Here is a 6985-nt window from a genome sequence, read left to right as displayed (position 1 = left end):
GCCTCTGTTGGCGCTGGCTCACCTCCCAGCGCGGGCAGCCGTCGCCGGGCGTTCACCCGGACAGGATGCTGACGGCGCTAGGCTGCTGTGTCGTGCAAGGGACGCGCCTCGTTACTGCCCGGGTCCGGGCGGCTCGCCGGGTGATCGACCCGGTCTTTCTCGATACTCCGCTGTACCGCTGCGAGGCGCTGGAACCCGCCCTCGGGTGCGCGGTGAGCGTCAAGCTCGAAACGGCGAACCCGGTCCGCAGCTTCAAAGCACGCGCCACCGAGGTAGTCGCGAGCCTGCTCGCCGACAAGGGCTCGCCCGCCGTGGTGTGTGGCAGCGCGGGCAATCTCGGCCAAGCCCTGGCTTGGTCTGGTCGCGCCAGGGGTCTCGAGGTCACGGTCGTGGCATCCCGGTTTGCACCTGCGGCCAAGCTCGATCGCATCCGTGCACTGGGCGCGAGATTGGAGTTAGTGGACGGCGATAACGAGATGGCCCGTGCCCGGGCGGCAGCCATCGCGCGGCATGACGGCATAGGGCTGCTCGACGACAGCTTGGACATCGAAACCTGTGAGGGCGCGGCGACCATTGGCCTGGAACTGGTAGAGGCCGTGTCGTCGTTCGACGCCGTGCTGATCGCTCTCGGCGGCGGGGCGCTTGCTACCGGTGTCGGGCATGTGATGAAGGCCTTCGCGCCCGACGTCGAGGTGATCTGCATTCAGCCGGCCGGCGCACCGGCGATGACGCATTCGTGGCGCCAGCGGCGCGTTGTCACCACCGACTCGACCAACACCATCGCTGACGGTGTCGCCGGCCGGTATCCAATTTTGGCCGTCCTGAACGACCTGCTGCTGGTCGCCGACGACGCTGTGTTGGTCCAGGAGGCGTCGATCATCGCCGGTATGCGAATGCTCCTCGACCACGCTGGCCTCGTCGTCGAACCGTCGGCCGCGCTCGGCATCGCGGCGGTCCTCGAAGACCGCGACCGCTTCGCGGGCCGACACGTCGTCACCATCGTGTGCGGAAGCAACGTCGACATCGATGCCTACCACCGCTGGGTCGGTGACGGTTAACCGCCGTCAGCTGCTTCGGTTGGCTTGCGCCAGTGCAGTAGGTAACGCCAGAAAACGAGTCGGCGCACCTGCACGCCCGGCAGCACTGCGCTAGCCTGACGTGCGACTTCCCGGGTCGTCAGCGGGGGATCCATGACGACTGGCATCACGGCATGGGCCCAGTCCTTGGCAAACCAGTCTTTGCTGCCCGCTGACCTGGCCGTCTCGAAAACTGCACCGAGTAGGCGATGTCCGAGCGCGGCAACGATCTCCGTGGGCAGCTCTCGGCGTAGATCCTTTCGGGGCAAGGCGACGGAGGCGAGTACACCGCCAGGGCGGAGCAGCGCTGCAAACCGTCGTAGTGCGCCCTGGAGGGGCATGTGATGCAGTGCGCTGATCGAGAAGATCGCGTCGTAGCCGCCGGCGGGCAGCGGATCAGTCAAGATGTCGGCGAGGATGCAATTGACGTTTTCCGGGGTGCGCTGCCTGGCCATTTCGATCATCGCCGCTGAACGGTCGACGGCGTCGACTTGTTCAACTCGGCCGGCGAGTCGGGTCGCAAACACACCGGCACCGCAGCCAACGTCGAGCACCCGATGGCAGCGTTGTGGCAGTTGGCCGAGCAGTAGACGGTGGTAGTAGGTGTTGTGATCCCAGTCGAGCACGGTCGCGAGGTTACCGACGCGCCGCCGGACGAGCCGCGGCGGAAGCCCTTTAACCTTTGATATGACGAGGCCAAAGTGGTCAGGACGAAAGGTACTAGTGGTCGAGGAAACGCGAGGATCTGGTAAGCCGCGGCCGAGGCAAGCGCCGCGGTCGCAAAGACCGACTTCTGGCCCGGGACGCGCGCGCAGACAGCATCAGCATCCCTCCGCCAACGATGACACTGCGGCCCCGCCGATCCGGTCTGATATCGAACCAAACCAGCTGGCACCCGAGATCCGTCGCGAGCTCAGCACTTTGGATCGGGCCACCGCCGACGCAGTGGCCCGCCATCTCGTCGCCGCCGGCGAGCTGATCGACGACGACCCCGAAGCCGCGCTGAGCCACGCGCGGGCCGCACGGGCCCGCTCTGGCCGTATCGCCGCGGTCCGGGAGGCCGTCGGGATCGCTGCCTACCAGTGCGGCGACTGGGCGCAGGCACTGGCCGAGCTGCGCGCCGCACGCAGGATGGGCAGCAAGTCCCCGTTGCTGCCGCTGATCATCGACTGCGAACGCGGCCTGGGCCGACCGGAACGGGCGCTTGAGCTGGCGCGCGGGCCCGAGGCGGCCCAGCTCAGCGGCGACGAGGCCGACGAGTTGCGCATCGTCGCCGCCGGCGCCCGCGCGGACCTCGGTCAGCTCGACCAAGCCCTCACCGTCTTGTCCACACCGCAGCTGGACCCGGCGCGGAGAGGGACGATTGCGGCCCGGCTGTTCTATGCGTACGCGGACACGCTGCTAGCGCTGGAGCGGCGCGACGAGGCGCTGGAGTGGTTTCTGCGCGCCGCGGCCGCCGACGTCGAAGCTGTCACCGATGCCGAAGATCGAGTGAGCGAGCTCGGCTGACGTGGGAACGCTTGCGCAGCAATACGATTGCCTGCTTCTGGATCTGGACGGGACGGTGTTCCGTGGCCATGAGTTGACCGAGGGAGCGGCGGACTCGCTGGATGGAGCTCCCGGCCGCAAGCTCTTCGTCACCAACAACGCCTCGCGCAGTGCCGACGAGGTCGCCGACCACCTGCGCGACATCGGCCTGAAGGCGACCGCCGAGGATGTGGTCACCAGCGCCCAAAGCGCCGCCCACGTGCTCGCTGCTCAACTGAATCCCGAGTCGCGGGTGCTGGTGGTCGGCACCGATTCGCTGGCCGACGAAATCGCAGCGGTCGGACTTCGGCCGGTACGCCTATTCGAAGACAAACCGCACGCCGTAGTCCAGGGTCACTCGACCGAAACCGGCTGGATCAACCTGGCCGAGGCGGCCTTAGCCATCCGCGACGGAGCACTGTGGGTGGCGGCCAACGTCGATGCCACCCTGCCCACCGAACGCGGTCTGCTGCCCGGCAACGGCTCGATGGTGGCCGCACTGAAAGCAGCCACCGATGCCGAGCCACAGGTCGCGGGCAAGCCGTCGCCGACCTTGATCACAGATGCATTGGCGCGCGGCGACTTTCGCACACCACTGGTAGTCGGCGATCGGCTGAACACCGATATCGCCGGCGCCAACGCCGCGGGGCTGCCCAGCTTGATGGTTCTGTCCGGCGTCAACTCCGCGCGGGACGCCGTACACGCTGTACGTGAACAACGCGCCACCTACATCGGCTACGACCTGCGCTCGTTGCACCAGGACGCGGATGTGCTCGCGGTTGCTCCGCAACACGGATGGCACGTCGAGACCGGCGACATGTCGGTGACGGTCAGCGCCGGACGCGACGACGACGCGAGCGATGATCTGTCGGTCGTTCGCGCCGTCGCGAACGCCGTCTGGGCGATCGACTGCGATGCCGAAGCCGTCACCGTCCACGCCGGCGACGACACGGCACACGACGCCCTGCAGCGGTGGTCCCTGGTGTGAATCCGATAGCGTAAAGACCGTCATGACTCCTGATGAGATTCGCGCTCGGATCGACGCTGTGCTCGCCGAGCTACCTAACCTTGCCGATGGCGAGAACGTGCCCGCGGAAGCCGATCTCGAAGAATTGGCGCGCCGGTTATCCGAAGCACACGACATGCTGGTGCAGGCGCTGGAGTCGGCGGAGAAGGGCTGAGTGCCGTGCCGCGGCGTAGCCGTGTTGACGTCGAGCTGGTCCGGCGCGGGCTGGCTCGATCTCGCCAGCAGGCTGCGGAGTTGATCGGCGCCGGAAAAGTCAGCATTGACGGCATGCCCGCGGTCAAACCGGGCACCGCCATCGCGGCGACTGCGGCGCTGCGTGTCGCCGACGACGCCGAGCGCGGCTGGGTTTCGCGCGGCGCGCACAAGCTCATCGGTGCGCTCGACACGTTCGGGATCAGCGTCGCGGATAGGCGCTGTCTGGACGCCGGCGCGTCGACGGGAGGGTTCACCGAAGTGCTGTTGGATCGCGGCGCACGCGAAGTGGTCGCCGTCGATGTGGGCTATGGCCAGCTGGCCTGGTCGTTGCGGTCGGATCCCCGGGTGGTTGTCATCGAGCGGACCAACGTCCGGGAGCTCACACCGGCGACGATCGGCGGCCCGGTTGACGCCGTCGTCGCTGACCTGTCGTTCATCTCGCTGACCACGGTGTTGCCCGCGCTGACTGGATGCGCGTCGCTCAACGCAGATATCGTTCCCATGGTGAAGCCGCAGTTCGAGGTGGGCAAGGGTCAGGTGGGCGCCGGCGGGGTAGTGCACGATCCCGAGCTGCGGGCCGGCTCGGTGCTTGCCGTCGCGCGGCGCGCCGAAGAGCTCGGCTGGCACACCGTCGGGGTCAACGCCAGCCCGCTACCGGGTCCGTCGGGCAATGTCGAATACTTTCTGTGGCTGCGCGCCGAGACTGATCGGAGCTTGCCTGCTGATGAATTGGAAAGCGCGGTCCACGCGGCGGTTGAAGCGGGTCCGAAATGACCCATGACCGCACCGTCCTGCTCGTGGTTCACACCGGACGTGAAGAAGCCACCGAGACCGCGCGCCGAGTCGAGAAAGTGCTGGGCGACAACGACATTGGCCTCCGAGTGTTGACAGCCGAGGCCGTCGACCGCGGTTCGTTACATTTGGCACCCGACGACATGCGCGCGTTGGGTGTCGACCTCCAGGTCACCGACGCCGACCCGGATGCCGCGGACGGATGCGAGCTGGTGCTGGGACTCGGCGGCGACGGCACCGTGCTGCGGGCCGCAGAACTCGCTCGTAATGCCGACATTCCGGTGCTGGGCATCAACCTGGGCCGAATCGGGTTTTTGGCCGAGGCCGAGGCGGACGCCATCGACACCGTGCTCGAGCACGTGGTGGCCCGCAGCTACCGAATCGAAGACCGGTTGACGCTCGACATCGCGGTGCGAGTCAAGGGCGAGGTCATCAGTCGCGGATGGGCACTGAACGACGCCAGCCTGGAAAAGGGACCGCGGCTGGGCGTTCTCGGGGTGGTCCTCGAAGTCGACGGCCGGCCGGTGTCGACGTTCGGCTGCGACGGCGTATTGGTGTCAACACCCACCGGATCCACGGCTTACGCATTCTCCGCGGGCGGCCCGGTGCTGTGGCCCGATCTGGAGGCACTTTTGGTGGTGCCCAACAACGCTCACGCGCTGTTCGCCCGACCGATGGTGACCAGCCCGGACGCCAGCATCGCCATCGAAATCGAGGCCGAGGAGCACGACGCCGTGGTGTTTTGCGACGGTCGCCGCGAGATGCTGGTTCCGGCCGGCGGACGGTTGGAGGTGCGGCGCTGCGAGGTATCGGTGAAATGGGCGCGGTTGGACAGTGCGCCGTTCACCGACCGGCTGGTCCGTAAGTTCCGCTTGCCGGTCACGGGCTGGCGCGGACGGTAACGGTGCTGCCTGGTGCTCAGTGAGATTCGCATCGAGGCGCTGGGCGCCATCAGCGTCGCCACGGCTGAGTTCGATCGCGGGCTAACGGTTCTGACCGGAGAGACCGGCACCGGCAAGACGATGGTGGTCACCGGTCTGCACCTGCTGGGCGGGGCCCGTGCCGACGCCAACCGGGTGCGCTCGGGCTCCGATCGGGCCGTGGTCGAAGGTCGTTTCAGCACGGCCGATCTCGACCCGAAAGCCGCCGCGCAGATCGACGAGATGCTGGATGCCTCGGGAGCCGAGCGCGACGAGGACGGCAGCATCATCGCGTCGCGCTCGGTCAGCCGCGAGGGTCCTTCGCGCGCATATCTGGGCGGGCGCAGTGTGCCCGCCAAATCGCTGAGCGGCTTCACCACCGAGCTGCTCACCCTGCACGGACAAAACGACCAGCTGCGGCTGATGCGACCCGACGAGCAACGCGGCGCGCTTGACCGGTTCGCGGCGGTCGGCGCCCGGCTGGAGCGCTATCGCAAACTGCGCGACGCGTGGCAGTTGGCGCGGCGCGACCTCGTCGACCGAAGCAACCGCGCCCGTGAATTGGCCCAGGAGGCCGACCGGCTGAAGTTCGCGTTGCAGGAGATCGACGCCGTCGACCCCGCACCCGGTGAGGATGACGCGCTGATCGACGACATCCGTCGGCTTTCGGAACTTGACGCGCTGCGCGAAGCCGCGGCCAGTGCACGTGGCACCCTGGCCGGCGCCGCCGACGACGCCGCTGCCGACGTGATCGGCGGGCCGACGCCAGCGGCCGACAGCCTGGCGAGGGCGAAGAACGCACTGGAGTCGACCGACGACGCTACGTTGCGTGGATTGGCGGGCCAGCTCAGCGAGGCGCTGACGGTGGTCGGCGACGCCGCGCGTGAACTCGGCGATTACCTTAACGAATTACCTTCTGATGCAAGCACTTTGGACACCAAACTGGCGCGGCAAGCCGAGTTACGCACGCTCACACGCAAATACGCCGCAGACATCGACGGCGTGCTGCAATGGGCCGGCGAATCGCGAGAGCGGCTGGCCCACTTGGACGTCTCCGAAGAGGCACTGGCCGGCCTGCAACGTCGGGTCGACGATCTGGCAACCGAACTGGCCTCCGCTGCAACCGAACTCAGCAAGGCACGAAGGCAAGCGGCCAAACGTCTGGCGAAGGAAGTCACCGGCGAGCTATCGGGCTTGGCGATGTCCGATGCCGAATTCACCATCACCGTGACGACCAATCTTATTTCGGAGCCGGCCGCTCTCGACGATGCCGCCGGACTAACGCTGCCCTCAGGCGCGCGGGCCCATGCCGGCGGAGACGGTGTCGACCAGGTCGAGTTCGGCTTCACTGCGCATCGCGACACCACGGTGCTGCCACTGTCGAAAAGCGCGTCCGGCGGCGAGCTGTCGCGGGTGATGCTGGCCCTGGAAGTGGTGCTGGCCGCGTC

8 protein-coding genes are annotated in these 6985 nt (G+C 67.4%); 7 read left to right on the top strand and 1 reads right to left on the bottom strand.

The window, feature by feature from the left end; genetic code table 11:
- Positions 1 to 1058 (top strand): threonine ammonia-lyase (locus WBF82_RS03320; RefSeq protein ID WP_424381675.1); only part of this gene is annotated, 1058 nt, incomplete at its 5' end.
- Here the strand turns inward: WBF82_RS03320 and WBF82_RS03315 are convergent.
- The gene (locus WBF82_RS03315; RefSeq protein WP_424381674.1) at positions 1055 to 1702 is read right to left on the bottom strand and encodes a class I SAM-dependent methyltransferase; all 648 of its coding nucleotides are present in this window, start codon (positions 1700 to 1702) and stop codon (positions 1055 to 1057) included. The two genes, WBF82_RS03320 and WBF82_RS03315, sit on opposite strands and share 4 nt — an antisense overlap.
- A gap of 97 nt (positions 1703 to 1799) precedes the next feature.
- On the opposite strand from WBF82_RS03315, the gene WBF82_RS03310 reads away from it, so the two are divergent.
- From WBF82_RS03310 to recN, 6 genes are all read left to right on the top strand, one after another.
- Entirely contained in the window at positions 1800 to 2585 is a 786-nt protein-coding gene (locus WBF82_RS03310) for a tetratricopeptide repeat protein (RefSeq protein ID WP_424381673.1), read from the top strand.
- Position 2586: 1 nt separating this feature from the next.
- Positions 2587 to 3591, top strand: coding sequence for an HAD-IIA family hydrolase (locus tag WBF82_RS03305; protein ID WP_424381672.1), 1005 nt, complete (start codon positions 2587 to 2589; stop codon positions 3589 to 3591).
- 22 nt (positions 3592 to 3613) lie between these two features.
- On the top strand, positions 3614 to 3784 hold the full coding sequence (locus WBF82_RS03300) for a hypothetical protein (RefSeq protein WP_424381671.1): 171 nt from the start codon (positions 3614 to 3616) through the stop codon (positions 3782 to 3784).
- A 5-nt stretch (positions 3785 to 3789) separates the two neighbouring features.
- On the top strand, positions 3790 to 4599 hold the full coding sequence (locus tag WBF82_RS03295; protein ID WP_424381670.1) for a TlyA family RNA methyltransferase: 810 nt from the start codon (positions 3790 to 3792) through the stop codon (positions 4597 to 4599).
- Positions 4596 to 5519: an NAD kinase gene (locus WBF82_RS03290; RefSeq protein ID WP_424381669.1), complete on the top strand. Its 924-nt coding sequence runs from the start codon at positions 4596 to 4598 to the stop codon at positions 5517 to 5519. The genes WBF82_RS03295 and WBF82_RS03290 overlap by 4 nt, the downstream gene beginning before the upstream one ends.
- Before the next feature lie 12 nt (positions 5520 to 5531).
- Positions 5532 to 6985 (top strand): DNA repair protein RecN (gene recN, locus WBF82_RS03285; protein WP_424381668.1); only part of this gene is annotated, 1454 nt, incomplete at its 3' end.

Origin of the sequence: Mycobacterium sp., assembly GCF_049673265.1 — a bacterium.
Lineage (GTDB): Bacteria > Actinomycetota > Actinomycetes > Mycobacteriales > Mycobacteriaceae > Mycobacterium.
The sequence above is the reverse complement of the archived record's forward strand: the minus strand, read 5'-3'. Positions and strand labels throughout refer to the sequence as shown.